Source organism: Streptomyces sp. XY006, from assembly GCF_002237655.1.
Taxonomy (GTDB): Bacteria; Actinomycetota; Actinomycetes; order Streptomycetales; family Streptomycetaceae; genus Streptomyces; species Streptomyces levis.
This window is the reverse complement of record NZ_NOKT01000001.1, coordinates 252,811-278,384: the sequence shown is the minus strand read 5'-3', so window position 1 is coordinate 278,384 and position 25,574 is coordinate 252,811. Positions and strand designations below refer to the sequence as shown.

20 protein-coding genes and 1 pseudogene are annotated in these 25,574 nt (G+C 71.7%); 8 read left to right on the top strand and 13 right to left on the bottom strand.

Going from position 1 to position 25,574, the window contains the following annotated elements; genetic code table 11:
- Positions 1–900 precede the first annotated feature (900 nt).
- From CHR28_RS38075 to CHR28_RS01275, 5 genes and pseudogenes are all read right to left on the bottom strand, one after another.
- Positions 901–2,232, bottom strand: a pseudogene (locus tag CHR28_RS38075) (VWA domain-containing protein); the annotation flags it as partial.
- A 216-nt stretch (positions 2,233–2,448) separates the two neighbouring features.
- Entirely contained in the window at positions 2,449–3,888 is a 1,440-nt protein-coding gene (locus CHR28_RS01290; protein ID WP_094051512.1) for a GH1 family beta-glucosidase, read from the bottom strand.
- Positions 3,889–3,969: 81 nt separating this feature from the next.
- A complete protein-coding gene (locus CHR28_RS01285; protein ID WP_094051511.1) occupies positions 3,970–4,893 on the bottom strand; it encodes a carbohydrate ABC transporter permease in 924 nt (307 codons plus the stop codon).
- Between the two features lie 12 nt (positions 4,894–4,905).
- Entirely contained in the window at positions 4,906–5,892 is a 987-nt protein-coding gene (locus CHR28_RS01280; protein ID WP_094051510.1) for a carbohydrate ABC transporter permease, read from the bottom strand.
- Positions 5,893–5,987: 95 nt separating this feature from the next.
- Entirely contained in the window at positions 5,988–7,298 is a 1,311-nt protein-coding gene (locus CHR28_RS01275; RefSeq protein ID WP_094051509.1) for an ABC transporter substrate-binding protein, read from the bottom strand.
- Between the two features lie 324 nt (positions 7,299–7,622).
- Between CHR28_RS01275 and CHR28_RS01270 the strand changes: the two genes are divergently transcribed.
- Positions 7,623–8,636, top strand: coding sequence for a LacI family DNA-binding transcriptional regulator (locus CHR28_RS01270; protein ID WP_094051508.1), 1,014 nt, complete (start codon positions 7,623–7,625; stop codon positions 8,634–8,636).
- Positions 8,637–8,893: 257 nt separating this feature from the next.
- Here CHR28_RS01270 and CHR28_RS01265 read toward each other — a convergent pair whose 3' ends face one another.
- A complete protein-coding gene (locus CHR28_RS01265) occupies positions 8,894–9,361 on the bottom strand; it encodes a winged helix-turn-helix transcriptional regulator (RefSeq protein WP_094051507.1) in 468 nt (155 codons plus the stop codon).
- Positions 9,362–9,451: 90 nt separating this feature from the next.
- Here CHR28_RS01265 and CHR28_RS01260 point away from each other — a divergent pair, with 90 nt between their 5' ends.
- On the top strand, positions 9,452–9,958 hold the full coding sequence (locus CHR28_RS01260; protein WP_094051506.1) for a PaaI family thioesterase: 507 nt from the start codon (positions 9,452–9,454) through the stop codon (positions 9,956–9,958).
- Between the two features lie 60 nt (positions 9,959–10,018).
- On the opposite strand, the gene CHR28_RS01255 is transcribed toward CHR28_RS01260, so the two are convergent.
- On the bottom strand, positions 10,019–11,101 hold the full coding sequence (locus tag CHR28_RS01255) for a LacI family DNA-binding transcriptional regulator (protein WP_094051505.1): 1,083 nt from the start codon (positions 11,099–11,101) through the stop codon (positions 10,019–10,021).
- Between the two features lie 256 nt (positions 11,102–11,357).
- Between CHR28_RS01255 and CHR28_RS01250 the strand changes: the two genes are divergently transcribed.
- The 4 genes from CHR28_RS01250 (at position 11,358) to CHR28_RS01235 (ending at position 16,499) form a co-directional block, all read left to right on the top strand.
- On the top strand, positions 11,358–12,719 hold the full coding sequence (locus CHR28_RS01250) for an extracellular solute-binding protein (RefSeq protein WP_094051504.1): 1,362 nt from the start codon (positions 11,358–11,360) through the stop codon (positions 12,717–12,719).
- Between the two features lie 21 nt (positions 12,720–12,740).
- Positions 12,741–13,706 carry a carbohydrate ABC transporter permease gene (locus tag CHR28_RS01245; RefSeq protein ID WP_179272275.1) on the top strand — a complete coding sequence of 322 codons (966 nt, stop codon included), beginning with the start codon at positions 12,741–12,743 and terminating at the stop codon, positions 13,704–13,706.
- Between the two features lie 2 nt (positions 13,707–13,708).
- Positions 13,709–14,608, top strand: a complete 900-nt coding sequence (locus CHR28_RS01240) for a carbohydrate ABC transporter permease (RefSeq protein ID WP_094051502.1) — start codon at positions 13,709–13,711, stop codon at positions 14,606–14,608.
- Positions 14,609–14,675: 67 nt separating this feature from the next.
- On the top strand, positions 14,676–16,499 hold the full coding sequence (locus CHR28_RS01235; RefSeq protein ID WP_094051501.1) for a glycoside hydrolase family 2 protein: 1,824 nt from the start codon (positions 14,676–14,678) through the stop codon (positions 16,497–16,499).
- A gap of 440 nt (positions 16,500–16,939) precedes the next feature.
- On the opposite strand, the gene CHR28_RS01230 is transcribed toward CHR28_RS01235, so the two are convergent.
- The 6 genes from CHR28_RS01230 to CHR28_RS01205 all read right to left on the bottom strand — a co-directional run bounded on the left by CHR28_RS01230 (position 16,940) and on the right by CHR28_RS01205 (position 24,182).
- Positions 16,940–18,166: an exo-alpha-sialidase gene (locus tag CHR28_RS01230; RefSeq protein WP_094051500.1), complete on the bottom strand. Its 1,227-nt coding sequence runs from the start codon at positions 18,164–18,166 to the stop codon at positions 16,940–16,942.
- A 493-nt stretch (positions 18,167–18,659) separates the two neighbouring features.
- Positions 18,660–20,273 carry an RICIN domain-containing protein gene (locus CHR28_RS01225; RefSeq protein ID WP_094051499.1) on the bottom strand — a complete coding sequence of 538 codons (1,614 nt, stop codon included), beginning with the start codon at positions 20,271–20,273 and terminating at the stop codon, positions 18,660–18,662.
- A 143-nt stretch (positions 20,274–20,416) separates the two neighbouring features.
- The gene (locus CHR28_RS01220) at positions 20,417–20,935 is read right to left on the bottom strand and encodes a MarR family winged helix-turn-helix transcriptional regulator (RefSeq protein WP_094051498.1); all 519 of its coding nucleotides are present in this window, start codon (positions 20,933–20,935) and stop codon (positions 20,417–20,419) included.
- Between the two features lie 166 nt (positions 20,936–21,101).
- A complete protein-coding gene (locus CHR28_RS01215) occupies positions 21,102–22,187 on the bottom strand; it encodes an alkene reductase (protein WP_094051497.1) in 1,086 nt (361 codons plus the stop codon).
- 171 nt (positions 22,188–22,358) lie between these two features.
- A complete protein-coding gene (locus CHR28_RS01210) occupies positions 22,359–23,549 on the bottom strand; it encodes a PP2C family protein-serine/threonine phosphatase (protein WP_094051496.1) in 1,191 nt (396 codons plus the stop codon).
- 99 nt (positions 23,550–23,648) lie between these two features.
- On the bottom strand, positions 23,649–24,182 hold the full coding sequence (locus CHR28_RS01205; protein WP_094051495.1) for a 2'-5' RNA ligase family protein: 534 nt from the start codon (positions 24,180–24,182) through the stop codon (positions 23,649–23,651).
- 254 nt (positions 24,183–24,436) lie between these two features.
- On the opposite strand from CHR28_RS01205, the gene CHR28_RS01200 reads away from it, so the two are divergent.
- Positions 24,437–24,898: a pyridoxamine 5'-phosphate oxidase family protein gene (locus CHR28_RS01200; protein WP_094051494.1), complete on the top strand. Its 462-nt coding sequence runs from the start codon at positions 24,437–24,439 to the stop codon at positions 24,896–24,898.
- 74 nt (positions 24,899–24,972) lie between these two features.
- Complete coding sequence (locus CHR28_RS01195) at positions 24,973–25,410, top strand: VOC family protein (RefSeq protein ID WP_094051754.1); 438 nt, start codon at positions 24,973–24,975, stop codon at positions 25,408–25,410.
- Positions 25,411–25,574: the final 164 nt, after the last annotated feature.

The window sequence follows — 25,574 nt, the reverse complement described above, 5'->3', positions numbered from 1 at the left end:
AAGCCACTCGGCGAGGAAACCGTCGCCCTCCTGGTGGCCGTCGAGGGGGTACAGCAGCTCCCAGGGGACGACGTCGTGCTCACCGAGCACGGTCAGGGAGGTGACGTGCCCGGCCTCTTCCCAGAACTGCCGGCGCACGGCGTCGGGCACCGCCGTCGCCCACAGCTGCACCCCCAGGTTGACCAGCCGGCGCCGGGCCGCGTGCTGATCGGTGCCGCCGGGCTGCCCGGCCGCTGCGGCGGTGCGTCGCAGCTCGTCGTAGATCCGTTCCCGCGCGCCCTGGGAGTCGCCGGCCAGCAGGCGGAAGGACTCGGGAGCGTAGGTGGTCTCGCTGAGGAGCTGGAAACTGTAGGCGCCGTCCGCGCCCTTGAGGACCTGGAGGGTCACCTCCCCGGGGTCGAAGGCGAGCGAGGTGAGGGGCGCGGTGCGCGGGAGGCCGTCCCTGGCCGGCGTGCCGGGCTGTACGGAGACCTGTGCGCGCAGTTCGCCGAGGAAGGTGCCCTGGTGGAAGGCCCGCACGGTGACGGTGTGCAGTCCGGGTTTCATGGTGCGCAGCCCGAACTGGAGCCAGTGCGAGTCCTGACCGGGATGGACCGTCAGCACCTGCTGCAGATCCCCGAGGGCCAGCAGACCGGGCGCGTGCACGGTGATGAGGAGCCGCGCTCCCGCCGCCGTGACGGGGAAACCGCGCAGGGCCACGCCGGCGTCACCGGACCCGCGTGTGACCCGGACGTGCAGGGGCACCTCGCGTCCCGGAGGCGCCTGCTCGACCAACTCCGCCTGCAGGAAACGCGGTTCCCCGCCGTGTCCGGCACCGCCGCCGCCCGGCCGCCCGGGCAGGCCGTGACCGGGCGGGCCGTGCTGTGCCGGGGCGCCGCCGTGGCTCGTCGCGCCGGGGTACGGGACCACGCGGACCGTCTTGGTCGAGCTGGTCTCCAGGGTCAGCTCGTCCGTGTCCGCGGCTTCCGGCTTCAGCCGGACCGTGCCGGTCGCGGCGTCGACCACGTCCACGACCCTGGCCAGCAGTCTGCTGATGCCGTCCTCGCCCAGGGCACCGGCGAGTTGCACCGCGCGGCCCAGCCTGGCCCGGGCCTCGGCACCGTCACCGGCTCTGCGGGCGTCGAGGCCCTGCTGGATGGCCGTGGCCAGCTCGGCTTGTCCCGTGTAGTGGGCGACCCGGGGGTCGATCGCGGCGGAAGCGGCGGGGTCGTCGGTCCACACCGCACGGATCAGACCCCGAGCCGTGGGGTGGGCGCTGCCGTCGCTCGCGTGGGTGACCAGGGAGACGCGACTGGCCAGCATCTCCAGGCCGACGTCCGCCGCGGGGACCCGGAGACGGACGTGGTAGTCGCGTTGTTCACCGCCGCCCCAGGAGCCCGTGGGGTAGTCACCGGCGCGCGGCCCGGCCTCCATGCGCCGGCCGGTCAGGTCGACGACGGTGGGCAGGACTTGTCTGACGAACACGGTCTCCGTGCCGACGGGCGTCCACAGGCGCAGCGCGACATCGACGGCCCCCCTGCCCGTCACCTCCGTGATCACCCGGGTGATGTCGTCGGCCGCACCGGCCGGGTCGGCCGGCATCGCCTCGGCGCTGCCCTGCAGCGCCGAGGCGATGCCGTCGACCTCCTGTGCCGCCCAGTCCGTACCCACCGCCCGCACATGGCAGGTGAACCGGCCCGCACAGGCGTCCAGCGCGGCGCGCAGGTCCTCCGGGGACTCGTTCTCGTTGCGTCCGTCGGTGAGCAGGAGCCCGTGCCGGGTCTCCACGTCGGCGGAGTGCAGCAGCCGGTCGGCGAGCCGTAGCCAGGCGCCGATCGCCGTGCCGCCGCCCGCGGAGAGCGTGCGCAGCGCCCACTTGGCCTCCCCCCGGGTGCGGGCGTCGGCCACCGCGAGGGTGCCACCGCCCGGGTACACCTCCGTGGCGTGCTGTGTGCCGGCGACGACGGCGAAGTACGCGCGGTCGGGCACGGCGTCGATCGCGGCGGCGGCCGCCGCCCTGGCGGCGTGCAGCTTGGCGGGCGGGTGACCCATCGAACCGGAGCAGTCGACCATGATCGCCACCGCCGCGTGATGCGCGGACGCCGCCGGGTGGGGGTGCGCGCCGGCGGCAGGGCCGCCGGTCGCCGTGACCGTGACGATCGCGTCGACCTCGCGGCCGCCCTCGGGCAGATAGGCGTTCTGGTGGACGTCGACGGCGAACTGCGGTGTGGAGGGTCTCAGGAATTGGGCCATGCCTTCCGCTCCCCCTCGAACTTCCCACGTCCCGGCCCCCTTTGAGATGGGTGGCCCGGTTCGACAGCGCGTTCAGGTCTCGGACGATACTGCACTGGCCCGTGCCTCCAGAGAGGCGGCAGGGGGCCGTCGGCCTCGGAACGCACGACGTGGTGGACGGGAGCGGAGGTCCGGTGCGGCACCCCGTGGGGCGACGGAGGTGCCGCACCGGACCGGTCAGGCTCCGGGGAGTACGCCGGTGCGGGCCACCTCGGAGTACCAGCGGGCGCTGGCCTTGGGGATGCGGGTGCCGGTCGGGTAGTCGACGTACACGGCGCCGAAGCGCTTGCTGTAGCCGTGGGCCCATTCGAAGTTGTCCAGCAGGGACCACAGGAAGTAACCGCGTACGTCGGCGCCGTCCAGGATCGCCTGGTGGACGGCGGCGAGGTGGCCGCGCACGTAGGCGATCCGGGCCGGGTCGTTGACCTGGCCGGCGGGGTCGGCGTAGTCGTCGAAGGCGGCACCGTTCTCGGTGATGACCAGCGGCAGCCCGGGGAAGTCGGCGGCGAGTCGCCGCAGCAGGTCGTACAGACCGCTGGGGTCGATCGCCCAGCCCATGGCGGTGGTGTCGCCGGGCGGCTGGTGGAAGGCGACCCGGTCGGCTCCCGGCCAGGGGCTGTGCGGGCTGTTGCCGTGCCCGTCGGAGGTGTGGGTGCCGCGGCCGTCGGACTCGGAGACCACGGTCGGGCTGTAGTAGTTGACGCCGAGGAAGTCCAGCGGCTGGTGGATCTGTGCCAGGTCGCCGTCCTGGACGAAGGCCCAGTCGGTCAGCTCGGCGGTGTCCTTGAACAGGTCCTCCGGGTAGGCCCCGTTGAGCATCGGACCGGTGAAGACCCGGTTGGCGAGCGCGTCGATCCGGCGTACGGCGTCGGCGTCGCCGTCCGTGCCGGTGAGCGGGCGGACGTGGTGGATGTTCAGGGTGACCGAGACCTGGGCGTCGGCGCGGAGGCGGTCGCGCAGGGCCTGGACGGCCAGGCCGTGTCCCAGGTTGAGGTGGTGGGCGGCGCGCAGGGCGGCGACCGGGTCGGTGCGGCCGGGGGCGTGCACGCCGGAGCCGTAGCCGAGGAAGGCGCTGCACCAGGGCTCGTTGAGCGTGGTCCAGGTCTTCACGCGGTCGCCGAGGGCGTCCGCCGCGAGGGCCGCGTACTCGGCGAACCGCTCGGCCGTGGCACGCTCGGGCCAGCCGCCCGCGTCCTCCAGCTCCTGCGGCAGGTCCCAGTGGTACAGGGTGGCGACGGGCTTGATGCCCTTCTCCAGCAGTTCGTCGACCAGGCGCCGGTAGAAGTCCAGGCCCTTCTGCACGGCGGGACCGCGGCCGGTGGGCTGGATGCGCGGCCAGGCGAGGGAGAAACGGTAGGCGCCCAGGCCGAGTTCGGCCATGAGGGCGACGTCCTCGCTGCGGCGGTGGTAGTGGTCGGTGGCGATGTCACCGGTGTCGCCGTTGCGGACCCGGCCGGGGGTGCGGGCGTAGGTGTCCCAGATGGACGGAGTGCGGCCGTCCTCGCCGGCTGCTCCCTCGATCTGGTAGGCCGCGGTGGCGGAGCCCCACAGGAAGCCCTTGGGGAAGGTGCGAGGTGCGTCGGGGGCGGATGCGGTCTGCTGTGCTGCGGTGACCACGTAAGTCCTTTCGGGAGGGGGTTCGAAGTGCCCGGGGGGGCGGAGGGAGGTGGGTGTGGTCCGGCCGGTGAGGCTCGCGGGTCAGCCCTTGACGGCGCCCGCCATGATGCCGCTGACGATCTGGCGGCCGAAGACGATGAACATCGCCAGCAGCGGCAGGGTGCCGAGCAGCGCGCCGGCCATGATCAGCGACTGGTCGCGCACGTAGCCCGCGCTCAGCTGGGTCAGCGCGACGGGGACCGTCGGGTTGGTCATGTCGAGGACCACGAACGGCCAGAAGAAGTCGTTCCAGGCGTGCACGAACGTGATCATGAACAGTACGGCCATCGCCGGCCGGGCGACGGGCAGCACGATGCTCCAGAAGATCCGCAGCGAGTGCGCCCCGTCCACACGTCCGGCCTCGACGAGTTCGTCCGGCAGCGCCTCCGACAAGTACTGCCGCATGAAGAACACGCCCACCGCGCTCACCAGCGTCGGGAAGATGACAGCGGGCAGCTGCTGCGACCAGCCCAGCTCGGCCATCATCATGAACAGCGGGACGACGCCGAGCTGCGGCGGCACCATCATCGTGCCGATCACCAGCATGAGCAGGACGTTGCGCCCCTTGAAGCGCAGCTTGGCGAAGGCGAACCCGGCGAGCGTCGCGAACATCACCGTGGACAGGGCGATCACCCCGGCCACGATCAGGCTGTTGATCATGGCCTTGCCCATCGCCGCCTCGTCCCAGGCCCGGGCGAGGTTGCTGAACAGGTTCGGGCCGGGCAGGAAGGGCGGCGGTGTCTGGCTGACCCGGGTGTTGTCGGTGGAGGCGGCCACCATCGTCCAGTACAGCGGGAAGATCGACAGCACCGCCATGAGGCCGAGCAGGACGTAGGAGAGGGGGCCGGCGTGGTGCTGGCGGCCGGCGCGCTGGCGCAGCAGCCGGCGGCCCCCGCGGCCGGCCGGCTTGTCCTCGGGGTTCCGGGCCGGGGTGCTGGTCCGGGCCGGGAGACTCTGAGTGGTCATGGTGACTCCAGGTCAGGACGTACGGGAGCGTGCGCGCTTGACGAGGCGCTGCACGAGGAAGACGAGGACCAGCAGCAGGAACATCGCCCAGGCCACGGTCGCCGAGCGGCCCATCTGGTAGTTCTTCCAGCCCTCCTCGTACAGCAGCAGTCCCAGCGTCTGGTACTGGTTGTCCGCACCGCCGCTGACCCCGTTCGGGCCCTGGCCGAAGATGAGCGGCTCACCGAACAGCTGGGTGGCGCCGATCGTGGAGAGCACGATGGTGAAGACGATGGTCGAGCGGATCCCGGGGACGGTGACATGGGTGAACTGCTGCCACCGGGAGGCGCCGTCGAGGGAGGCCGCCTCGTAGCGTTCGGCGGGGATGGCCTGCATGGCGGCCAGGTAGAGCAGCGCGTTGTAGCCGGTCCACCGCCAGATGACGATGGTGGAGATGGCGACCTGGGCGGGCCACTTGTCGGCCTCCCAGTCCACGGGGTCGATCCCGACCGCGCCGAGGGCCCAGTTGATCATCCCGAAGTCCCGCTCGAAGATCATCGTGAAGACCAGGGCGGCCGCGGCGACGGACGTCGCGTACGGCACGAGCGAGGCCACGCGGAAGAACAGCGAGGCGCGCATCCGGTAGTTGAGCAGGTGCGCCAGCCCCAGTGCCATCAGCAGTTGCGGCACCGTGGAGATGACACCGATGGTGATCGTGTTCTGCAGCGCGTTCCAGAACCTGGAGTCGCCCCACAGCTCGACGTAGTTGTCGAACGCCACCCACTCCATGACGTCGAGCGTGGCCAGTTCCACGTCGTGCAGGGAGATCCACGACGTGTAGACGAGGGGGTAGAAGCTGAACGCGGCGAAGACCACGAAGAACGGCGCGACGAACACGTACGGGGCGCCCTTGATGTCGAGCCGGTGCAGCAGCGCCCCGCGCCGCCGGGCGGTGCGGTCGTCCGGGGCGGGCCCCCGGGGCGCGTCCCCGGTCAGGGCCTTGGTGGTGGAGGTGGCCACCGGAAATCCTTCCTGAGAGCGGATGGTTGAGCCGGCCGTCCGTGCCCGCCGCGGGGAGGCGGAGCGGGCACGGACGACCACGGGGGAGCCGACGGTCAGCCGACCGCCTTCTCGATGCGCTCCGCGGTGGTCTCCCACGCCTTGTCACGGGCGGTGCCCTGCTGCTCGATCAGGGTCAGTCCCTGGGAGAAGGTGTCCTTGATCGTGCCGTCCTTGCGGCCGAGCACCTGCTTGTCCGGTATCTCCTGAGCGGCGGCTCCGAAGATCTGGCCGATCGGCGCGTCGCTGAAGTACTCCGACTTCGCGCCCTTCACGTCCGCGCTGTCCAGGGCCTGCCGCGAGGAGGGGATGTTGCCGATCTCCTTGAAGATGTGGGTCTGCTGCTCCGGGGCGGTCAGCCAGGCGACGAGCTTCTTGGCCTCCTCCTTGACGGGGCTCTGCTCCACCACGCCGAGGAAGGACCCGCCCCAGTTGGCGCCCTTGGGGGCCTTCGCCACGTCCCACTTGCCCTTGTTCGCCGGGCCGGCCTTCTCGCTGATGTGGCTCAGCATCCACGCGGGGCACACGGCCGTGGCGAACGTGCCGTTGGCCAGACCGGGGTCCCAACCGGGCTGGAACTGGCGGAGCTTGGCCGTCAGCCCGTCCTCGGCCGCGTCGGCGGCGAGGCCCCAGGCGTCCTTGACGACGGGGTTGCTGTCGTAGATCAGCTCACCCTTGTCGTCGTAGAACTGCTCGGGGTGGCCGTAGATCATGGCGTTGAACAGACCGCTGGCCGCGTCCATGTAGGCGACGCCGTCGCCCTTGAAGTCCTTCTTGAAGGTGCGGCCGACCTCGACGTACTTCTTCCAGTCGCCTTCCCAGAGCTTGGCGACCTCCTCGCGGTCGGTGGGCAGGCCCGCCTTCTCGAAGTAGTCCTTGCGGTAGCACACGGCCATGGGGCCGATGTCGGTGCCGAGGCCGAGCACCTTGCCGTCCCCGGTGCTGATCTGCGACTCCTTCCAGGGCAGGAAGTGGTCGGTGCCCTTCACGTCGCCGAAGTCGGCGAACTTGTCCGCCTGGGTGTCGGTGATCTCCTTGGCGCGCCCGATCTCGATGCCCTGGATGTCCTTCAGGCCCTTGCCGGCGGCGAGCCTGGTCTGCAGCGCGGTGTAGTACGTCTGCTCGTCACCGGCGATCTCCGCCTTGATGTCGACCCCGGGGTTCTCCTTCTCGTACTGCTCCAGCAGGCCCGTCTCCTTGATGCCCATGACGCCGTACAGGCCCATGGTGATGGTGACCTTGCCGTCCTTCTTCCCGCCCCCGGTGACGGAGTCGTCGCTGCCGCCGCAGCCGACGACGAGCGCCAGCGCGCCGACGGTCGCGGCCGTCGCCACCGCCCTTCTGCGCAACGAACCGAAAGTGCCCATTGATCTCCTCCTAGCGACCGCGCTGACACATCGGAGTGACGAGTTCTGCGCTGACTACTGCGATGGCTACAGCGGTGACATTCCTGACGGCTCACAGATTGGGAACGTGCCCATTTGTGGGTGGGCACGTTCCCATCGCGCATCGAAGACTCGTTGGAGGGGGCCGATCTGTCAATGACTTGAACGCAACTCGTCGCGGCGGCCGCTGACGGCGGCCGGCTGCGCCGAGGCGGGCGGGTGCTCCGCCGGCCGCCGAGTCTGCAAGAATTGCCGCAGGTCACCTCCGCGGCAGGTCCTGCCTCCGCGGCGCCGAGGGGGGAGCACATGAGCGGCAACCGCCGTCCCACGATCAAAACGGTCGCCGCCCGCGCCGGCGTGGGCCGCACCACGGTGTCCCGGGTCGTCAACGGCTCGGACCTGGTCAGCGCCGACGCCCGTGCCCGGGTCCTGGCGGCGATCAAAGAGCTGAACTACGTCCCCAACTCGGTCGCGCGCGGCCTGGTGACCAACCGCACCGACGCCGTGGCCCTGGTGATCCCGGAGTCGGAGAGCCGGCTCGGTTCCGAGCCGTTCTTCGCGGCCCTCATCCGCGGTGTCAGCAGCGCTTTCGCCGACAGCTGCACCCAGCTGCAGCTGATGCTCGTCCGCGACCAGGCGGAGCGGGACCAGTTGACCGAGTCGGTGGCGACCCGCCGCGTGGACGGCGTGCTGCTCGTCTCGGTGCACTCGGAGGACCGGCTGCCGGGCATGCTGGAGGAGATGGGGCTGCCCACCGTGCTAGCCGGCCGCCGCGACGCGGGCGAGCGCCTGAGCTACGTCAACTCCGACAACGCCGGCGGTGCCGCCGCGGCGGTGCGGCATCTGCTGGAGCGCGGACGGCGGCGGATCGCCACGATCACCGGCCCGCTGGACATGGACGTCGGCCGCAGCCGGCTCGCCGGCTGGCGCACCGCGCACGAGGAAGCGGGCGTTCCCGTCTCCGACCGCATGATCGAAGCCGGTGACTTCACCGAAGAGGGCGGTGCCCGCGCCATGCGTTTGCTTCTTGAACGCGTCCCGGACCTGGACGCCGTCTTCGCCGCCTCCGACCTCATGGCGGTCGGCGCCCTGGCCGAACTGCGCCGGTCGCAACGGCAGGTGCCCGGCGATGTCGCCGTCGTCGGCTTCGAGGACTCCATCCTCGCCCGCCACACCAACCCGCCCCTGACGACCGTCCGCCAGCCGGTGGAGGAACTGGGCCGGACCATGGCGCGCATCCTGACCGACATCACCCGGCACGGCGCGCCCCGGCAGCAGGTCACACTGCCGACGGAGCTGGTGGTGCGCGAGTCCTCCTGACACAGGGCGACTCGCCTGGCCGGGACGGTAGTTGCCGGGCGGGGTGGCAGCCTGGCCGTGCGCTCCTCCCCCGGCTCAGCGGCCGCTCGTCTGCGGATCTCCGGGGCCGCGCACACAGGTTGACGCACCGTCAGGGGCCGGTGTTGTCAGGGGCCGGTGTTGTCAGGGGCCGATACCGTCGGGGGCCGATGCCGTCAGGGACCGATACCGTCAGGGGCCGCTGCCACGGCGGCTGATGCCTTGCGCCGCGCCGCCCGTCAGCCGACGGGTCGCGCCGAGGGGCCGGGGCGGAGGCCGGCCTCCGGGGGTGTCAGAGGTCCGTGGCCCTCTCCGCAGACGACCACCGCGCGCACGTCTTCTCCGCACTCCGCGTGGTGCACCGCCAAGGGCGGGCCCTCCGGGTCGGCCGTGTACCGGTCGCCCCACTGCTTCAGCGCGATCATCGCGGGCCACAGGTCCCAGCCCTTGCGGGTGAGGCGGTACTCGTTGCGGGTGCGGCTGCCCGGCTCGCGGTAGGCGACGGTCTCCAGGATCCCGGCCGCCACCAGCTTGCGCAGCCGGTCCGCCAGGACCGCCTCGGACAGCCCCACATGACGACGGAAGTCGTCGAAGCGCCTGACGCCGTTCATGGCGTCCCGCAGCAGCAGCAAGGACCATTTCTCGCCGACCAGGTCCAAGGTCCGCTGGACCGTGCAGTTCGCCGTGCTCGTCTCCAACCACCTCATGCACCCATCCTAGGCTGGCTTCACCATTGACAGCCAGATGCCGGCCCGGCTAGCTTCGCCAGGAGAAGCCAGATGCAGCAGGGAGCGGGAATGCGCAGGTCACGCACGTTCGACTGGGAGGACCCCCGGGTCTCCGCCGGTGCCGTCGCTCAGCACAGCGGCCTCGCGTTCCTCCGCGAGATCCTGGACGGGCGTCTGCCCGCCCCACCGATCGCCCGGGCGCTCGGCTTCACCCTCGAAGAGGCCGAGCACGGCCGGGCCGTCTTCGCGCTGGTGCCGGGCGAGGAGCACTACAACCCCATCGGCAGCGTCCACGGCGGTGTCTACGCCACGCTCCTCGACTCGGCGGCCGGCTGCGCGGTGCAGTCCGCGCTGCCCCTGGGCACGGCCTACACCTCGATCGACCTGAACGTGAAGTTCCTCCGTCCGGTCACGGTCGACAGCGGCAAGATCCGTGCCGTCGGCACGATCCTCAACCTCGGCCGCCGCACAGCCCTCGCCCAAGCCGAACTCCGCGACTCCGACGACCGGTTGCTGGCCCACGCCACCAGCAGCTGCATGCTCTTCCCGGTACCGGCCGACAGGCCGACCGACTAACCGACTAACCGACTGACCGACGGGTCGGCCGGCCGGACAGTCTGTGGTGCGCGGCCCTGCTCAGGCCGGCGCCGGCCGCGCGCCCGCGGGCCTCGACCCGGCGGCCCCCTCCGTGCTCTCCCGCAACACCAGCCGGTGCGCCACCACGAGGTCCTGCGGCGATCGCGCGTCGGCCGATGAGGCGTCCGCCGCGGTGGTGCCCGCCGCCTCGTCCATGCGGCGCTGCAGCAGTGCGACGGCGACCCGGGCGACCGCGGCCTTGTCCGGGGCGACGGTGCTCAGGGTGGGGACGCTGTAGCGCCCGGCCTCGACGTCGTCGAAGCCGATGACGGCGACCTCCTCGGGAACCCGGACGCCGTGCTCGTGCAGGGCCCGCAACGCGCCCAGGGCCAACTGGTCGTTGAGGCACAGCAGCGCGTCGGGGCGGACGCCCTCGCTCAGCACCCGGGTCACCGCCTCGGCGCCGTCGGGCATGCGGAAGGACGTGACGGGCAGGAGCGCGGCCGGGTCGTGGGCGATGCCCGCTTCCGTGAGCGCGGCGCGGTAGCCGCGGGTCCGGGCCTCGGCCGTGCCCGGAGCCGCGTCGTCGCGTCCGCCGATGACCAGGATGGAGCGGCGCCCCATGCCGAGCAGGTGCTCGGTCGCTTCGCGTGCCGCCTTCTCGTTGTCGATGGCGACGTGATCGGCGCCTTCCTCCAGCAGTTCGCCGATGAGGACGGTGGGCGGGGCGCCGGCCCGCTCACGCAGGTCGTCCGCGGTGAGGGCGAGCGGGCTGAGGATCACCCCGTCGACGAAGCTGGAGCCGAAGCCGGTCAGCGCCGCCAGCTCGTGATCGCGGTCCGCGGCGGTCTGGTGGATCAGCACCGTCAGGGAGCGCCGCTCCGCCTCGCGGATGACGTGCCGGGCGAGCTCCGCGAAGTACGGCACGTCCAGTTCGGGGATGACGAGAGCGATGATGCCGGTGCGGCCCTGGCGCAGATGGCGGCCTGCCAGGTTCACCTTGTAGCCGAGTTCCTCGATGGCGTCGCGGACGGCGCGCCTGGTCCGGTCGGAGACGTGGGCGTAGTCGTTGATGACGTTGGACACCGTCTTCTCCGACACACCCGCGAGACGCGCGACGTCCTTGATCTTCGGTCGTGCCACCGGAACCTCCCTGCCCCACCGCGCTGCCGAGTATATGTTCCGGCTGGTCGCGGAACGGCGGCACGCTCCCCGGTCCGGTCGGCCCTCGGATTCCGGCCGTGCCTCAGGCTCTTTACAGCCAATGTACATCGATGTAAAAACGAGCCATCGCATCGGCGCCTCCGGTGCGCCCCTCGCCTGACCCATGCGGTGCGGCACCCCTCCCGGGTGTTTCCCGCCGGTCCGGCATGCGTGTCCGGCCGTCGGAAGGTCCGCGATGTTCACCCACCCCTCTGCCCCACCCCCAACGCCCGCCTCCGGTGCGGGCGCTGCTCTCACCCGCCGCCGGCTCCTGCGTCACGGCACGGCCGCCGCGGGGGCGGTGCTCGCCGCCGGCCCGCTGTCCGGCTGCGCCTCACCGGCCGCCGCGGACGCCTCGGCGCTGAGCGTCTGGGACCTGTTCCAAGGCGGTGACGGCATGCTCATGGACGACATGATCAAGGCCGTCTCCGCAGGCCCGGAGGGATTCGAGGTGCAGCGCACGATCCTGGACTGGGGGCCGTCGTACTACACGAAACTCGCCATGTCGGCCGCCGGCGGCCGGGCCTCGGACGTGGCGATCATGCACCTCTCCCGGCTGGCCGGTTACGCGCCCGGCGGTCTCCTCGACCCCTTCGACCTGGACCTGCTCGCCGAGTTCGGCGTCCGCCGGCAGGACTTCGCACCGGCCGTCTGGGCCCGGACGCAGCACGACAGCACCGTCTTCGCCATCCCGCTCGACGTCCACCCCTTCATCGTGTTCTACGACAAGGAGGCCGCCGACAAGGCGGGCCTGCTCGACTCATCGGGTGAACTGGCCCCCATGGGCTCCCCGGACGCCCTGCTCGACGCCGGCAAGGCGCTCGCCGAGGCGACCGGGCAGAAGGGCATCCTGTTCGGCCACGTCACCGACACGGCCCAGACCTGGCGGCAGTTCGCCGCCCTCTACGCCCAGACCGGCGCCGCGTTCTCCCTGCCCGACGGCGGCCCGCCGCGGATCGACGTCGACGCGGCCGTCCGCGTGGTCACCTTCATGCAGCAGTTGTTCGACGGCCGCACTAATCCCAACAACCTGGACTACTACGGCGCCTTGGCCGGTTTCCTCGGCGGCCGGGGAGGCATGGTGATGCTCGGCGAGTGGGAGCTGCCGACGCTGAAGAAGTCCGGCATCCCTCTTGGCGCCGCACCGTTCCCGCAGGTCTTCGACAAGCCGGCCGTCTACACGGACAGCCACGCCTTCGTCCTTCCGCATCAGAAGAACCCCGACCCCGCGCGGCGCCGCCGGGCCCACCGGTACGTCGCGGAGATGGTCAAACAGAGCCTCACCTGGGCGAGCGCCGGCCACATCCCCGCCTACCAGCCCGTCCTCGCGGAACCGCAGTACGCCGCCCTGGACCCGCAGTCCTCCTACGCGGGGGCGGCCGAGGTGGCGGTCCTCGACCCGCCGAACTGGTTCGCCGGGGCCGGTTCGAACTTCCAGAACCGGATGTGCCAGCCGCTGCAGTCGGCGCTGCTGGGCAACACCTCCGCCGAGAAGGCGGTACGCCAGATGGTCCGCGAGGCGGACGCGCTGCTCCGGCAGCCCAACCCGGTCGCCTGACGAGCAGAGGAAGTGACCCACGTGACCACCACCGCACCCGCTGGTGCCGATGCCGTGAGCGGCCCGGCCCCCGAGCGTACCGGCGGCCTCCGCCGCAGGGGCCTCGGCCGTATCGGCCGCAGAGGCGGACGGACCTCGCACGGCCCCGGCCTCGTCTTCGTCCTGCCGTTCTCGCTCGTCTTCGCCGTGTTCCTCGTGTGGCCCATCCTGCACGGGCTCTGGATGAGCTTCACCGACAGCTCACTGGCCCTGCGCGACACCACGTTCGTCGGCTTCGACAACTACGCCGAGGCGTTCGGTGATCCGGACGTCTGGAGCAGCCTGGGCAACACGGTCGTCTTCACCGCCCTGTCCAGTGTCCCGCTGGTGCTGATCGCTCTGGCGATGGCGCTGCTGGTGCACAGCGGCATCGCCGGGCAGTGGGTGTGGCGACTGGCCTTCTTCGCTCCCTATCTGCTGCCCGTGACCGTGGTGACGCTGATCTGGACCTGGCTCTACCAGCCCGAGCTCGGACTGGCGAACCAGTTCCTCGACACCCTCGGTGTGGGGCCCGTCGGCTGGCTCTCCGACGAGTCCGTCGCGATGTGGTCGATCGCCGCCCTCACCGTCTGGTGGACGGTCGGCTTCAACTTCCTGCTCTACCTCGCCGCGCTGCAGTCCCTGCCCTCGACCTCCTACGAGGCCGCGGCGCTGGACGGCGCCGGAGCCTGGCGGCGCCTGTGGTCCATCACGCTGCCGCAGCTGCGCCGCACCACCGCGCTGGTCGCGATGCTCCAGATCCTCGCCTCGCTCAAGGTGTTCGACCAGATCTACATCCTCACCAAGGGCGGACCCAACGGCTCGACCCGCCCGGTCCTGGAATACGTCTACGACGTCGGGTTCACCGGCTACCGGCTCGGCTACGCCTCCGCCGTCTCCTACCTCTTCTTCGCCCTCGTCATCGTCGTCTCGCTCGTGCAACTGCGTCTCTTCCGCCAGGAGGACTGACCGTGTCCGCCACCGCAACGCCCCTTCGCTCACGGCGCCGTCCGCCCTCGGCAGCCGGTGCGTCCTCCCTCCTCCTCGGACACGGCCGGCTGCCACGCGTGCTGGCCGGTACGGCGCTGGCCGTCCTGACCGCCGTCTGGCTGCTGCCGTTCGTCTGGGCGGTCGCCACCTCGCTGCAGAGCGAACAGGACGCGGCCTCCCCCGGCCTGTCCCCGGTCAAGGGCGCCCTCACGACGGAGGCGTACCGGCACATCCTGGAACGCGGGAACGTCACCGTGTGGGCCTTCAACAGCTTCCTGATCGCCGGGCTCGTCACGCTGATCACGGTCGTGGTCTCGACGCTCGCCGCCTACGGCTTCTCGCGCGGCACGTTCCGCGGTCGCCGGGTCCTGCTGGCGCTGACCCTCGCCGCGATCCTCGTCCCGCCCCAAATGCTGATCGTCCCGCTCTTCGAGCAGATGCTGCTGTTCAACCTCGTGGACACCTACGCGGCGGTCATCCTGCCGCAGGTCGTGGCGCCGATGATGGTCTTCATCCTCAGGCGCTTCTTCGACGCGGTCCCCCGGGAGCTGGAGGACGCGGCCCGTGTGGACGGGGCGTCCGAGCTGCGGGTCTTCCTGTCGGTCGTGCTGCCGCTGTCCCGGCCCATCGTCGCCGCCGTGGCGATCTTCGTCTTCATCGGCGCCTGGAACAACTTCCTGTGGCCGTTCATCGTCACCAACGACCCGGACCTGATGACCCTGCCCGTCGGCCTGGCGACCGTCAAGGACGCCTTCGGCATCCAGTACGCCCAGTCCATGGCGTCCGCGCTGCTGGCGGCCCTGCCGTTGATCGTGGTGTTCCTCTTCTTCCAGCGCCGCATCGTCGACTCGGTCGCCACCACCGGCCTCGGCGGCTCCTGACCCGCCCTCTTCGCCCTACGCACCAGGCCGGCGGCCTCTCGCCGGCCCCCCTATGACAGGAGCATGTGTGCCCACTCACTCCGTACCGCGCCCGGAGTACCCGCGACCGCAGTTCGTGCGGCGCGACTGGCTCAACCTCAACGGTGTCTGGCAGTTCGAGACCGACCGGGGGGACAGCGGACTGGAACGCGGTCTGCTGGGCCGCGAGTTGCGCGACGAGATCCTCGTACCGTTCCCGCCCGAGTCGGAGCTGTCCGGCATCGGCGACACCGATTTCCTGGAGGCCGTCTGGTACCGGCGCGCCCTCACCCTGCCCCCCGATTGGGCCGGGCGCCGGGTGCTGCTGCACTTCGGCGCGGTCGACTACGACACCACCGTGTGGGCCGACGGCGAGGAAGTCGCGCGGCACCGCGGCGGCTTCACCCCCTTCACGGCCGACCTCGGCGACATCGCGGGACGCGGCGAGGAGGTCGTCATCACCGTCCGGGCCCGCGACCCCAAGTCCGGGCCGCAGGCCCGCGGCAAGCAGGCCGTCCGGTACGCCAACCACGACTGCAACTACACCCGGGTGACCGGCATCTGGCAGACCGTCTGGCTGGAGCCGGTCCCCGAGGCGCACCTGCGGCGCCCGCGCATCACACCCGACCTCGCCGGCTCCGCCTTCCACCTCGAACTGCCGCTGTCCGGCAACCGTCCAGGACACCGGGTGCGCGCGGTTCTCGCCGACGGCTCCGGTGAGGTGAGCCGCGCCGAGGCACGCGCCGACCTGGACCTGGCGCCGCGCCTGTATCTGCCGGTCCCCGACGGGCGGCGCCGCGAATGGTGCCCGCAGGACCCGTACTTGTACGACCTGCGGCTGGAACTCCTCGACGCGGACGGCCGGGTCGTCGACAGCGTGGAGAGCTACGCGGGTCTGCGGGCCGTCGGGGTGAGCGGCAAGGCCGTCCTGCTCAACGGCCGGCCGGTCTTCCAGCGTCTCGTCCTGGACCAGGGCTGGTATCCGGACGGGCTGATGACCGCCCCGACCGACGAGGCCCTGATCCGGGACATCGAGCTGGCCCTGGAGGCCGGCTTCAACGGGGCCAGGCTGCACCAGAAGGTGTTCGAGGAGCGCTTCCTGTACCACGCCGACCGTCTCGGCTATCTGGTCTGGGGCGAGTTCGGCGACTGGGGCTGCGAGGTGGGCGGCTCGTCGGGCGACAACCAGCAGCCCGACGCCTCGTACGTCGGCCAGTGGCTCGAAGCCGTCGAGCGGGACTACTCCCACCCCTCGATCATCGGCTGGTGCCCGCTCAACGAGACGTACCAGAAGCTGCACGACCGCCTCACGCAGCTCGACGCGGTGACCCGGGCGATGTTCCTCGCCACGAAGGCGATGGACAACACCCGTCCGGTGATCGACGCCTCCGGCTACGCGCACCGCGTCGCCGAGACCGACATCTACGACTCCCACCACTACGAACAGGACCCCGAGGCGTTCCGGGCGCTCATGTCGGGGCTGGCGAAGGACGCCCCGTTCGTCAACGCCCATGAGAACGGCGCCCCTTGGTCGGTGCCGTACCGCGGCCAGCCGTACTTCGTCAGCGAATTCGGCGGCATCTGGTGGGATCCGGAGGCGGCCGCGGCCCAGTCCGGCGACGACCGCACCGAGTCCTGGGGCTACGGCGAACGCGTCCGCGACGAGGAGGAGTTCCACGCCCGCTTCGCCGGCCTCACGGGCGTGCTCCTGGGCGACCGTGACATGTTCGGCTACTGCTACACCCAGCTGACCGACGTCTTCCAGGAACGCAACGGCATCTACCGCTTCGACCGCGGCTCCAAACTCGACATCCACCGCATCCGCGCCGCACAGCAACGCCCGGCAGCGATCGAGCAGCCGCCGGAGGACTGACCGCGACACCGACCCACCCGCGTGGGCCCCTTGCCCCACCTCGACACTGATCCGCGCCGAGGCCGGGGCGAGGGTCCACGCGGAGGCAGCATCCCCGGGCTGCGCACCGCCCGGGCAGGGCATGCCGGTGTCTCCGGACGGGCCGGCTGATCACGCCGGGGACGACTGCGCTCGGTGGCGGGGAGACCGAGCTCGCCTCCGCCCATGGGAGCCAGCCCGAGCAGCGTCCGAATCGACGTCGGCATACCGCCGGTGAGAATCCCGATCTCCAAGCTCCGCACGGCCTCCGCCGCGTTGGCGAGGAGGGCCGTCTCGGGGTTCTTTCCTGAATCGCCGATGCCCGCGCTGCTCCTGCGGAGCCGATCCGGGGGAGAGACAGGGGTACGCGTTGAGCCGGCCCGCGGGAACGTCCCGCGGGCCGGCTCTGGCTTCTCAGGGGTCTAGGGGAGGGCGCCCGTCGCGTAGTACGTGCGGCATACCGAGCCCTCGAAGTCGGTGGCCATGTGGAGGACCCTGCGGCCGTCCGCCGACGGCAGCAGCGGGGAGCTGTAGTTCTGGCAGTAGTTGATCTCGGGGTTCGGCACGGTCACCGGTGCGGTCATCGTGGACCAAGCGCCGCTGCCGTTGCGGGAGTTGGTGAGGATCGTCCGTCCGCTCCCCGCGGCGAGCGTGCCGTCCCGGTTGAGCAGGCGCTGCCCGATCAGCAGGATGCGGCCGTCGCCCCCGCCGCCCGGGGTGGGCGCCCAGGCGATGGTCGGGGCGGCGCGGAAGTACCTGCCGTCCGCCGTCTCGGGGCGGATGCCGAGGTCGGCCGGGTTGCCCCAGTTCCAGCCGTCGGCCGAGGTCCGGTAGTGCACGACGCACTGGTACTGGCCGCCGGGATTGCAGATCTCGTAGCTCATGAAGTAGGTGCCGTTCGGCAGCCGTCGCACCACCGGCATCCCGGGCCGGTCGGGCGCCCACGTACTGGCCACGGTGTCGTGGTGGCCTTGCCAGTTCACTCCGTCGTAGCTGCGGGCCGCGACGAGTTTCTGGCTGTGCGCGGGGTCGGTCTCGTCAGAGTAGTGACAGACCAGAGCGCCGTCAGCGGCCACGGAGAACTCCGGTTCCCACAGCCCGCCCGTACCTCCGGCGACGGCGCAGGACGACAGGTAGGACCAGGTGCGGCCGATGTCGTCGCTGCGCCAGATCCGCAGTGCCATGCGGCGGTCGGGTTCGTCCTGGCCGGCGGACGAGGCCCACAGCAGGGTGCCGGCCCGCAACACGCCCACCTGGCGAGGCAGTTCGAACAGGGTGGCACAGCAGAGCCCCTGGCCCGCCGCGGAGTCGGGGTCGGCGACCCGCCCGACCTCGCGGAAGGTCGCTCCGGAATCGGTGCTCTCGTGGATGGCTCCGATGCCGTTGTTGCCGTCGAAGGTGACGGCGCTCGCGAGGACACGCCCGTTGGCCGCGCCGTTGTGAGCGAGCCGAACGAGCCGCGGGTACAGGGCTGTTCCGTCGCGCAGCGGTGTTCCGGTCGCCGCCGGAGAGGGCGTGGCGGGCGCCGGGCCGCTGGTCAGGGGGGATGTGGCGGCCGGGGTGGCCGGCAGCAGACTCAGTACGCCGGTGAGCGCGAACGCGAGGAGTCGACGCCGCCCGAGGGCATGCCGAAGGCGCGGGATCACCATGGTGTTCCTTCCGGGTGGGGAGATGCGCGCCAGGCTAGAGCGGAATGTACATCGATGTAAACGGCTGCGGCACAAGCCGTTTCGCTCGTCTCCCCGGTGATGTGAAGGGCCCGTCCCGCTGTCGGTCAGACCTTGGTCACGGTGTCCGTCGGGACCGCCACGGCGGGGGCCGGCGCGGGCATCGGGGTCCGGGCCGCTCTCGCTCAGGCCGTAGCGCGTGTGGAGCCTGCGCAGGAAGCCGGGGGCGTACCGGGCCGAGGACTTCCGCACGGCGATGCGCTCTCTGCCGGAGCACCTCCGCCGTCGGATCCCCGCACAGGCCACGGCACTTCCGGTCACGCCCCGACCAGGATCGCAGCTCCCGTTCTCGCGTCGCGGCCGCGACCATACAGGACGGGGAACCGGCCCGGCGGACCTGGACGGACGGGTGGTGGCCCGGTTCGGAGTGGAGCGCGGGGACGGAGCGCGGCCGTCGATGTCGCTCGACGGCTGATCAGGCGGCCCCCGCCCGCCACCGTTGTTCGGTGCCCCCGTCCGCCGAGCTCAGCGACACCCCGTCCCCGGCGCCGCCGTCCGGGGTGACGGCCGTGTCGAAGGCGATGGCGGGGCGGATCAGGCCGTTGCCGTCCACCACGAACGTCAGGTTGCGGCCGTTGCGGCCCTCCACCGAGTCACAGTCCCAGATCCCGACGCCCCGGTGCGTGGCGCCGCGGCTGTCGAGACAGAAGCCGGGATCGGCGGCCGACTGCAGCACCCCACGCTCGTGGTCGACGCGCCAGCGCTGGGTGCGGGCGGAGGAGCAACGGGCCGTGATGACGTCGGTCCCGTCGGAGAAGGCACCGTCCACGTCCAGGCACAGCCCCGAGCCGACGTTCACGATCTGCGCGAAGGAGCCGGAGGGCGGGCGTGTGGGAGGGGGCGTCGGCTTCGGGCTCGCGGTCCTCGTCGGGGACGGACTGCGGGTCGGGGAGGGCGACTTCGTGCTCCGCGACGGCTCGGGCGACGGCGAGGGCGGTGCGGTCGACGGCGTCGCCGACACCGTGGCCGTCACCGTCACGGCCACCGGCGGCACACTCGGCCGGGCGTTCGCCGAGCTCACCGGGTCCTGCGGGGTCGATCCGCCCTGCGTCAGGAGAAACACCGCCAGCGGCAGCACGGCCACCCCGAGCACCGCCGACACCAGGACGGTGCGCCGGCGATCCGGTGCCCCGGCCCGCTCCCCCGCACCCCGCCCGGCACCGGCAGCTCCGGACGGCATCCGGCTCAGGGCGGCACCAGCGGCCGCACGCGCCCCCGCGTCGTCCGCCGCGTACGCCGTGCCGCCCCACGGGAGCAGCCCTTCGGCCAGCGCCGTGCGCGGGGCGTCCCGCAGGGCCGAGAGTTCCTCGTGGGCCGTCGTGCAGTGCGGGCAGTGCGCCATGTGGGCGTGCAGATCGGCGCTGGCCCGGGAGTTGCCGGGCCGTACGGACTCCTCGATGAGGCGGCCGAAGTCGGAGCAGTCCGGGTCCTCGGAGGCGGCGAGGCGGACGCGCAGGCAGGCCCGGGCCAGCTGGTGCAGCGCCGGGTCCGTGCCGTAGGTGACGTCCTCCCGGGACAGGCCGAGGAGAGTGGCCGTGCGTTCCGCGGGCTCCTGTTCCACGATCCCGTACCAGATCAGGCTTTGGGTCCGGGACGGCACGGACCGGAACGCCGTGAGCATGGAGGGCACCGGGCCGGAGGGACCGGCCGTGTTCAGGACGAGCAGCAGCCCCGCGTCCAGCCCCGCCGCCCGTCCGTCCGCGGCCCACGACCCGGCCGCCTGTGCGACGAGCAGGAGGAGTTGGTGACGCCAGGGCAGCGGCGAGTCGATGCCGCGGGCACTCTGGCGGGCCGCCAGCGTGAACGCCTGGCCCGCCAACTGCCGTGCCATGGACTCGTTCGGGGTGCACAGCCGGGCGTAGGCGAGGACGTGCGGATGATGCCGGGCGCGCAGTTCCTGCAGGGCCGGATACGCCGTCCCCGTGTCGGCGCGCAGCAGTTCGGTGAGCCGCACGTCGGACGCGCCCGCGTGGATCCCGTGCCCGGGCTCCGCACCCCCAGGGTCCCTGTCCTCGTCCGCCCGAGCCATGCCCGCCGCCTCCTCGCAGCCTTGCGACCCGCGCGGAGACCTGACGTACCGGCGGGTATGACGGCTCATAGTGGAGGACGGAAGCCCGTGAGGAAAGGGTTCCTGTGGGTAACACCTGAGGCGAGGGCCGAGGATTCCGGCGGTCAGACCCCGGGTGCGCCCGGTCCTGGCGCTTCGGCACCGCCGGTGCGGGCGGCGAGGTTGGCTTCGAGGCGCTCGAAGACGGCGAGGGCCTCGGCGCGTTCGGCGTCGGTGAGGTCCCCGGCGGCGTAGTCCTCCAGGCGGGCCCAGAGGTCCTCGACCTGCCGGCGCAGGGCCTGGCTGGCGGCGGTCGGTTCGACGAGGACGGAACGCTTGTCGCTGGTGGAGGGAACGCGGCGCACGAACCCGGCCCTCTCCAGGCGCTGGATGGTGCGGGTCATGGTGGCGGCGTCGGCACCGACGTGCCGGGCCAGGTCGGTCTGGCGCATCCGGCCGCGGTCCCACAGCTGCATCATGACCAGCTCCTGGGCCGGGTGCAGACCCACCTCGCGCAGCAGTTGCCCGGCGAGCATGCGGTGCAGACGGGCCACTCGGAAGATCGCATGGCTGATCGGTCCGCGGCGTGCGGCCTCGGGGAGTTCACCGGCCGCCGGGGCCTGGGGCGTTGCCTCGGGTTCCATCGCGCTTCCTTCTGCCGTCCGCCCAGCGGCCGTCCGTACGGGGCCTGCCCCGGTGGCCGGCGTGAGAGCCGACTGCCGGGGCAGGCCGCAGGTCCGCGTCCTGAGAGCACAGGGTATGTGCTGCTCAGGCGCGGCGTGCTCCGCGGGCGGGTCCGGGGCGGAACCGTCAGGCGCCGGCTTCCTCCAGCGTCGGGTAGTCGGTGAATCCCTTCTCGCCGCCGCCGTAGAAGGTGGCCGGGTCGGGGGTGTTGAACGGGCCACCCCGGGCCAGACGGGCCGGCAGGTCGGGGTTGGCGAGGAAGAGGGTGCCGTAGGCGAGCAGGTCGGCGGTGCCGTTCTCGACGAGTTCCAGTGCGGCCGGGCCGGTGGGTTCCCGGCCGGTGAAGGGGTTGAGGATGAAGGTGGTCGGCCACGTCTTGCGCAGGCGGAGCATCAGGTCGTGCGCGCCGGGGGCCTCCAACTGGTGCAGATAGGCGAGGTTCAGCGGGGCGAGGGCGTCGACCAGGGCGGTGTACGTGGCTTCCGTGTCGGCGGTGTCGGACTCGTCGATGTCGTTGTAGGGGTTGCCCGGGGAGAGGCGGAAGCCGACCTTGTCCGCGCCGATGGCGTCGGCGACAGCCGTGGCGGTCTGCACGGCGAAGCGCGTGCGCTTCTCGGGGCTGCCGCCCCAGGCGTCGCTGCGCCGGTTGCTGTTCGGGGCGAGGAACTGGTGGATGAGGTAGCCGTTGGCGCCGTGCAGTTCGACGCCGTCGAAGCCGGCCTCGACGGCGTTGCGGGCGGCGGTGGCGTAGTCGGCGATGGTGGCGTGGATCTCGGCGTCGGTCAGTTCGTGCGGGGTCACGAAGTCCTTGGGGCCTTCGTGGGTGTACACCTGCCCGGCGGCCGCGACGGCGGAGGGGCCGACGGGCTGCAGGCCCGTCAGCGCGGGGTGCCCGACCCGCCCGGTGTGCATGATCTGCAGGAAGATCACGCCGCCCCGCGCATGCACCGCGTCGGTCACCCGGCGCCAGGCGGCGATCTGCTCTGCGGTGTGGATGCCGGGAGTGTCGGGATAGCCCTGGCCGACCCTGGAGGGCTGCACGCCCTCGGTCACGATCAGCCCGGCGGAGGCGCGCTGCGTGTAGTAGTCGGCCATCAGCGGTGTGGGGCTCTGACCGGGGCCGTGGGCACGGCTGCGGGTCATCGGCGCCATCACCAGACGGTTGGCCAGGCGCAGACCGCTCAGCTCGTAGGGCTCGAATGCCTTCGACATCGTCGTCTCTTCTCGTAGGACGGAGAGTGTTACTTGTTCGAACAGGTAACTACCTTCCGATCCTTCCCGGAGCGCGATGTGAGCTGCGTCACTGCCGCGTACACAGGCGGGTGTACCCAAGACGCGAATGATCGGACTCCGCGGAATCTGTTCGGACAACTTCCTCGCCCGCTACTGCGGGCTCGGCCCGGTCTCCGCCGGTCCGACGGGGCTGCCGTGCCAGTCCAGGATCAGCACCGTGGCATCGTCCCTGAGGTTGCCGTGGCACGCGGCGAGCACCGCCGCCGTCAGGCTCCGGACGGCCTCACGCGGATGCTGCGCGCGGGTGTCGTGCACGAGAGAGGCGAGGTCGACGGCCGCGGCACCGCGGTCCTGCATTCCGTCGGTGAGCAGGATCAGCCGGTCGCCCGGGCGCAGCTGGAGTTCCTGTACGCGGTAGGGAGTGGGTGCCGCCACGCCGAACGGCAGGTTGACCGCGAGTCTGACCTCCTCCACGACACCGTCGCGCAGCCGCAGGGGCCAGGGATGGCCGGCGTTGACCAGTTCGCACAGGCCCGTGCCGAGGTCGACGCAGAGCAGCTGCCCGGTGGCCAGACCACGGCTGTGGCTCAGCAGGGCCTGATGGGCGTGGTGCGCCTGCTTCAGCGCGTCGCAGCCACTGCGGCGTGCCCGCCGCAACGCGCTGACCAGCAACGTCGCCAGCAGAGCGGAGTTCGTGTCGTGGCCCATGGCGTCGGTGACGGACAGATGCAGGGTGTCGTGGTCGAGGGTGTAGTCGTAGGTGTCGCCCCCGATGTCGTCGGCCGGGACCAGCCCGGCGGCGAGGGTGAACTGGGGCGCCTCGCAGCAGGACGCCGAGGGAAGCAGCTGGTGCTGGATCTCCGCGGCCAGGCTGGTCTCGGTGGTGCGCCGTCCCAGGTGGTACAGGTCGGTGAAGCGGCGGTCCGTGACGATGATGTACGCCAGCGCGTGCGCCGCGTCGCGGACCTGTCGGAGCACGGTGTCGTCGGCGGACTGCAGGGTCGCCTCCAGCAGGCCGATGCAGTCGCCGCGGTTGGTGACCGGTGTGATGACGCGCAGTCCGCCCTGGCCGTCGGATTCCACGTGCTGTCGCTGGCTCTGGAGCACGCTGTCGTAGACGCTGCCCCGCAGGTCGAGCGGCCCGGCGTGGTCCGGTGCCTCGCCGCCGGCCGCGGGGAGCCGTACCAGCCGCTGGCCGATGAGATCGGCGAACAGGAAGGAGACGCCCGTCGCGCCGAAGCGCTTCTGCAGATCGCGTGCGACGACGTTCACGGACTCCCCGGGCGGCGCCGCCTCCGCGGCGGCCAGCACATGGCCCAGCTCCAGGTCTCCACGCTCCACGACAACCTCCCGTCGACTTCCGGACCTTTTTCCCCGAGTTTCCGCGACATCACCTCATCTGCCCGGGTCGCCTGGTCAGGGCGGTGGGAGGGGCCGGGCTCAGGGGCGGGGCCGCAGCACCTCGAGGGCGCCGGTCACGGTGTCGTAGCTGCGCAGGGTGGTGAGGTGCATCGACAGCGGCGGCGCGGGCAGCAGGTCGGGGACCCGCCGGTCCGCGAAGGCGCCGGCCCGCCGGGTCCGGCCCAGGGTGATGTGCGGGGTCCAACGTCCGGGTGCGTGGAAGGGGTTGAGGGTCTCGGGCGGGCTGTCGGAGGCCACCGCCTCCCACACCCGGCGGTGCAGCCCGGCCAGTGCGGAGTCCGGGTCCAGCGCCCAGGCGAGCACGGAGGTGGGCCGCTCGAAGCGGACCACGCCGGTGCACCGCACCGGCAGGGGCAGACCGGCGGCCACCTCGGCGAGCTCCCAGCGGATCGGGGCGGTCAGCTCCGGGCAGGCGGCCAGGGTGAGGTGCGGGCTGTTGGTCGGTGAGCGGTGGCGGGCCTGACTGGGCAGCCCCGCGTCCGCGAGCCGCCGCCACGCCTCCCGCACGGCTCGCTCCGCCTCCCCGTCCAACAACAGCTCGACCGTGCGCACCGCCGCAGCCTATCGATGATCGTCCGCGCACCGTCTCCAACACCACCGCCCCGGGCGCCACCCGGCCCGGTTTCGCCGCGTTCGGCCATGCAACGGGGCCTCCCGCCTACGACGAGTGGGCGGGCCCCCGGACAGCCCGCCTGGCGGTACATGCAGGTGACGCCCGTACGGGCCCGTCGGGGGGCGCCTCGGTCGCGCGATGTAGGTCCTGCGCCGCAGGCGCGCTCCGCACCCGCTGGCTAGGGTCGATTCCCATGGAGAGCACGGGAATCGTCCCTCGCCCGACGGCGGAACGTACGCGCGACGTACTGGAGCGGCTCGCCGCCGAGCGGGACATGTGGGTGTCGACGGCCCACCCCGATCACGGGCCGCACCAGGTGCCGCTGTGGTTCATGTGGGACGGGCGAGCCGTGTGGATGTGCACCGGCGCCGCGTCCGCGACCGCGCGGAACGTGCGCGCGGAGCCGCGTGTGCGTCTGGCACTGCCCGACTCCTTCGACGTGGTGCTCCTCCAGGGCGAGGCGGAGTGCTTCCCCGACCGGGAGGTGCCCGCGGACGCGGCGGAGGCCTTCGCCGGCAGATTCGGGTGGGATCCACGCGCGGAAGAGGGTTCCTTCGTCTATCTGCGCGTGGTTCCCCGGGTCGTGCGGGCGTGGCGCGGCGAGCCGGAACTGCGGGGAAGAGTCGTCATGCGCGACGGGCAGTGGCTGCGCTGACGGCCGTCCCTAGTCGGCCCCGTCACCGCCTCGGATCGCCATGCGCACCGACCTGGCTCGGTAGCATGCGGCGCATGGCCATCAGACTCGAGAACGTCGGCATCGCGGTGCGTGACCTCGAAGCGGCGATCTCCTTCTTCACCGATCTCGGCCTCACGGTCATCGGCCGTGACACGGTCAGCGGCGAGTGGACCGACATCGCCGTCGGCCTCGACGGCAATCACGCCAAGATCGCGATGCTCCAGACGCCGGACGGTCAGGGCCGCCTGGAACTGTTCGAGTACATCCACCCCGAGGCGATCGAGTCGGAGCCCACGCGTCCCCATGAGATCGGCATGCACCGCGTCGCCTTCCAGGTCGACGATCTCGACGCGGCCCTCGAAACGGCCGCGCGGCACGGCTGCCGTCCGCTGCGCGGTGTGGCCACCTATCAGGACCTCTACAGGCTGACGTACCTCCGCGGCCCCAGCGGCATCCTGGTGATGCTCGCCGAGGCACTGAAGAAGGGCTGACCGGCGGCTGGAGCGCCGACCGGGGCCGGGGGGCCGAGCACGCTAGGACGTGTCTCTTTGATGGGCTGGTCAGATTGCGCCGGGTTGGCGGCGTCGGTGCTCGGACCGGCTGGACTCGGTGTGGGAACAATGCGAGCGGTCGCGGAGCCGATCGAACCAGGCTC

Excerpts from the sequence above, each read along its gene's own strand:
- CHR28_RS01285 (WP_094051511.1), bottom strand. The coding sequence starts at position 4,893 with ATGACCACTCAGAGTCTCCCGGCCCGGACCAGCACCCCGGCCCGGAAC.
- CHR28_RS01275 (WP_094051509.1), bottom strand. The coding sequence starts at position 7,298 with ATGGGCACTTTCGGTTCGTTGCGCAGAAGGGCGGTGGCGACGGCCGCG.
- CHR28_RS01270 (WP_094051508.1), top strand. The coding sequence starts at position 7,623 with ATGAGCGGCAACCGCCGTCCCACGATCAAAACGGTCGCCGCCCGCGCC.
- CHR28_RS01265 (WP_094051507.1), bottom strand. The coding sequence starts at position 9,361 with ATGAGGTGGTTGGAGACGAGCACGGCGAACTGCACGGTCCAGCGGACC.
- CHR28_RS01260 (WP_094051506.1), top strand. The coding sequence starts at position 9,452 with ATGCGCAGGTCACGCACGTTCGACTGGGAGGACCCCCGGGTCTCCGCC.
- CHR28_RS01250 (WP_094051504.1), top strand. The coding sequence starts at position 11,358 with ATGTTCACCCACCCCTCTGCCCCACCCCCAACGCCCGCCTCCGGTGCG.
- CHR28_RS01230 (WP_094051500.1), bottom strand. The coding sequence starts at position 18,166 with ATGGTGATCCCGCGCCTTCGGCATGCCCTCGGGCGGCGTCGACTCCTC.
- CHR28_RS01225 (WP_094051499.1), bottom strand. The coding sequence starts at position 20,273 with ATGGCTCGGGCGGACGAGGACAGGGACCCTGGGGGTGCGGAGCCCGGG.
- CHR28_RS01220 (WP_094051498.1), bottom strand. The coding sequence starts at position 20,935 with ATGGAACCCGAGGCAACGCCCCAGGCCCCGGCGGCCGGTGAACTCCCC.
- CHR28_RS01215 (WP_094051497.1), bottom strand. The coding sequence starts at position 22,187 with ATGTCGAAGGCATTCGAGCCCTACGAGCTGAGCGGTCTGCGCCTGGCC.
- CHR28_RS01200 (WP_094051494.1), top strand. The coding sequence starts at position 24,437 with ATGGAGAGCACGGGAATCGTCCCTCGCCCGACGGCGGAACGTACGCGC.
- CHR28_RS01195 (WP_094051754.1), top strand. The coding sequence starts at position 24,973 with ATGGCCATCAGACTCGAGAACGTCGGCATCGCGGTGCGTGACCTCGAA.